2 protein-coding genes and 2 pseudogenes are annotated in these 2,848 nt (G+C 67.8%); 2 read left to right on the forward strand and 2 right to left on the reverse strand.

All coding sequences use genetic code 11. The features are described 5' to 3' along the window. Positions 1-28: 28 nt before the first annotated feature. Both AAHM41_RS39770 and AAHM41_RS39775 read right to left on the reverse strand, forming a co-directional pair. Positions 29-151 (reverse strand): annotated as a pseudogene (locus AAHM41_RS39770) (IS5/IS1182 family transposase); the annotation flags it as partial. Between the two features lie 250 nt (positions 152-401). Next, positions 402-1,070: a carbonic anhydrase gene (locus tag AAHM41_RS39775; RefSeq protein WP_342242176.1), complete on the reverse strand. Its 669-nt coding sequence runs from the start codon at positions 1,068-1,070 to the stop codon at positions 402-404. A 216-nt stretch (positions 1,071-1,286) separates the two neighbouring features. Between AAHM41_RS39775 and AAHM41_RS39780 the strand changes: the two genes are divergently transcribed. Further along, a complete protein-coding gene (locus AAHM41_RS39780) occupies positions 1,287-2,219 on the forward strand; it encodes a hypothetical protein (protein ID WP_342242177.1) in 933 nt (310 codons plus the stop codon). Between the two features lie 427 nt (positions 2,220-2,646). After that, positions 2,647-2,848, forward strand: a pseudogene (locus AAHM41_RS39785) (Na/Pi cotransporter family protein); the annotation flags it as partial.

Here is a 2,848-nt window from a genome sequence, read left to right on the forward strand (position 1 = left end):
CAGTAAGACTAAGAGTCTGTTTGGAAATTCACGGATGGGCGTTTCGGCGGAGCATGATGCCGCCCATGGCGACGAGGATCATGGCGCGGGAGACGTCGATGCGCTTCTCGTAGTCGCGCACGAGACGGCGCCAGCGGATCATCCAGCCGAAGTTACCCACCAGGCCGCTGCCCGAGACGCTCATCTCAAACGAAAATCGCAACTGTAGTGCTAGACGACGGCGATGACGAAGAGGGAGAAGGCGACCGGCGCGAAGACCGGGGCAGCGATCCAGGTCGTGGCGACGACTGCGATCGCCGCCAGCACGGCCAGCGCCGTGCTGATCCCCCTGTCAGCCCGTCATGTGCCCCCGCAAGCGAGGCGCCCGCGCCGGTGGAGCGGCGCGGGCCTGCAGGCGCAGACTAGATCAGCTTCACCTTTCCCGTCGCCAGCTCGTAGATGCCGCCGACCACGAGAAGCTTCTTCGCGGCGACGCGGTCGGCCAGGATCGGGGCCGCGCCCTTCAGCCGGTCGACGGTCAGCCGAACGTTGGCTTCGGTCGCGGCCTCGAGCAGGTCGGCGGGCTTGCCCTTCTGGGCGTCGAGCACGGCTGGGCGAATGGCATTGATCAGGGACGGCAGATGGCCGGGCAGCTGGGTGCCGTTCTTGACCACGTCGATGGTCGAGGAGACGGCGCCGCAGCGGGTGTGGCCGAGCACCAGGATCAGCGGCGACTGCAGCACCGCGGCACCGTATTCGAGGCTGGCCAGACCGTCCTCATTGACGAAGTTGCCGGCGACGCGGACGACGAAGAGGTCGCCGGCGCCTTGGTCGAAGGCGAGTTCCGGCGCGACGCGCGAATCGGCGCAGCTGACGATCGAGGCAAATGGGTGCTGCGAGCGGTCCCGGGCCGCGCGCCCGGCCGAGAAGTCGCGTTGGTTCGGGGCGTTGGCGACGTAGCGGGCGTTGCCCTCTATCAGCCGTTTCAGCGCTTCCTCGCCGGTCAGCGGCGTGGGCGCCGGAGTGGCCGGCTCGGCCTGCGCCAGGGCCTGGCGGGACAAGCCGCCGGCCAGCGCCAGGCCCGCCCCCACCCCGAGAATGGACCGACGGGACAGGCCCCGGGACACATTTTCATGATAGCACAACACGCACATGGAACCCCTCCGATCCGTGTGGACACCCCAAGCCGTCCGGCGCCCGCACGGCGCCGGAGAGATCCGGCCCCTTTATGGTAGGAATGCTTCCTATGGGCGAACAGTCCAAAGTTTGCATCTATCTGGGGTTGTGGGAGGAGGAAGCCTGTGGGGATGCTCGAACCGGACGGAGGCCAGCCCCAGCCGCCACGCCTCGCCTGGACATCGACGCCACCGTCTGCACTGGACGACGAGGGCTATCGGGCAGCGATCGGCCAATGCGTAGACGCGATCCTGCGGATGCATCTCGGCGAGCGGCTGGTGAACAAGATCTTCGGCCGCAATCTGCAATCCCATGCGGCGGGGCTGATCGTGGTGATGCATCACGAGGCCCTGCTCGGCCTGGGGCCCCGGCCAACACTGCGAGCGATCCAGCAGGAGATGGGCCATGCCCGGACGCTCGCAGGCTTCGTCGCCCTGCTGCGCGCCGCCGGCTTCCTAGCCGTCGAGCCCGTGCCGCATGACGGCCGGTCGGCCTATCTAGTGCCGTTGCCGCCACTGATCGACGGCCTGCGCCAGTGGCTGTCACACCATCTGCACTGCGCGAAGACAGTGGGCCTGGTGCCGCAAAGGAGTGTCGATCGGCTGATCGCGGACGAGGTGCTGTATCGCCGTTTCCTCGGATTGTCGCGCGGGCTGCTGGCGCGCACGCGGCGGGTGATGACCGGCGACGGTGCCTGGGCCTGGTTCGACCGCTTTGACTGTGGCGACCGGATTGCCTTGATCCTGCTGCACGCGCACCACGCAGCCACGACCGGAGGAAGGGGGCCGCGCTGGTTCGATGTCGAGACGCGGGACATGGCAGCCCGGCTGGGCGTCTCGCATTCCCATGTTCGCAGCGTGCTGAACCGCGCCGAGGTCGCCGGGCTGGTCGAACAGGACCGGCGGTTGCACCGGATCGCGCTGACCGACCGCTTCCTGGCCGAGAGTTGGGCCTGGTTCGCCACTTTCTGGGGGTGGATCGCCGACCTGGCGAGAGAGACCGAGGCGGCCGGGATGTCCGAGCTCTCCATTTCCTCTCCCCGCAACCGAGACATCGGCACTTGAACGAGACACAGAGTCTCGCCCTGGACGAAATGGTGTGCAAAGGGGCTGGCTCTCGCCCCGATTTCGTCGAGACGGGTGCTGCGAAGCTGTGAGACGGCTACCGCGACCGGTCGTCTGAGTGGCGCCGGACCGCCGTTGCTCGTTGTCCGCGTCCGGCGCGCTCGGGACCCGCGACGAAAGAAGGCTCGGGCCGGATGGAGAATGTTGTTGCGGCGACCAGGCTGACTCGGGGAGGCAAGCGGCAGATCTCTCGTCGGGGGGCGAGGGGACGAAGACAGCAACGGCTACGCTTCGATGCTCATGCGCTCTGTCTCAATCTCGCCGCCGGCTTGACGGTTGCGAGCCATTGCCCGCATCGCCCGCATCCTAAGGTCCGGCATCCCTTCAATCCTGACCGATGGAGACCCGCATTGTCCCTGAGGGCCGCATGACCGGCACGCTGACCTTCCTGACGCTCGCAGGCCATGTGGCGCTGCTGCTGTGGGGCGTGCACATGGTGTCCACCGGGGTGATGCGCGCCTTCGGCTCGGAGCTGCGGCGGGTGCTGGGGGAGAGTCTGCGCTACCGCGCCAACGCCTTCGTCGTCGGGCTCGGGGTGACCGCGGCGCTGCAGAGCAGCACCGCCACCG

It is taken from the genome of Inquilinus sp. OTU3971 (genome assembly GCF_038440215.1).

What these genes read in the sequence shown, in the direction of transcription:
- AAHM41_RS39780 (WP_342242177.1), top strand. Translation starts at nt 1,287, where the DNA reads ATGCTCGAACCGGACGGAGGCCAGCCCCAGCCGCCACGCCTCGCCTGG.